We start from the raw sequence: 552 nt of genomic DNA, 5'->3' as shown, positions 1-552 counted from the left end.
CCGAGGAACTCGGCGAAGATCGACCAGCGCAGGTTGCGCCGTGCGATCGAGGACCCGATCGAATGCCACTGACCGGTGTCTTCAGGGTTCCAGCCGTCGATCCAGCGTCGAGGGCGTCGGATGAGCGGTGCGCCGGTCGACGCGTCCGCTTCGGCAGTCGCCGCCCCAGAGGCGATGGTCTGGTCGTCGGTGATCGTCGAGGTGGGGGATGGAGCGTTCACAGGGTGCCTCCAGACAGCGTGGTGGTACTGGGCTCGGGAAGAGGGATGGTTCCGGCGTCGTCGAAGCGCCGTAGGACGAGGTCGACGAGTTCGGCGGGGACCGGCGCGCCGTCGACGAGGAGCGGAGCGCTCGTCAGGTCGGCACCTGCCGCCTGTGCGAGCGAGGCGAAATAGCCGGGCGCCAGCAGGTAGCTCGCGACCACGACCCGACCCGACGCCGACGCGCGTGCGGCCACGACCGCATCCGGTACCCGCGGTTCGGCCGCGGAGATGAACGAGACCATGACCGGGCGCCGCAGCAATCCGGCCAGCAGATGGCCCATGACGTGGC

At 69.7% G+C, this 552-nt stretch carries 1 protein-coding gene and 1 pseudogene; both read right to left on the bottom strand.

Annotation, left to right across the window (positions count from 1 at the left end; all coding sequences use genetic code 11):
- Positions 1 to 221, bottom strand: a pseudogene (locus tag AB4Z02_RS19005) (MFS transporter); the annotation flags it as partial.
- Positions 218 to 552, bottom strand: a 335-nt coding sequence (locus AB4Z02_RS19000; RefSeq protein ID WP_441972920.1) for a sirohydrochlorin chelatase, incomplete at its 5' end; no start/stop codon positions are given. The gene AB4Z02_RS19000 and the pseudogene AB4Z02_RS19005, both read right to left, overlap by 4 nt.

The organism is Pedococcus sp. 2YAF34 (assembly GCF_052114585.1).
Taxonomy (GTDB): Bacteria; Actinomycetota; Actinomycetes; order Actinomycetales; family Dermatophilaceae; genus Pedococcus.
Note: the sequence above shows the minus strand (reverse complement) of the source record. Positions and strands in the feature narration are given on the sequence as shown.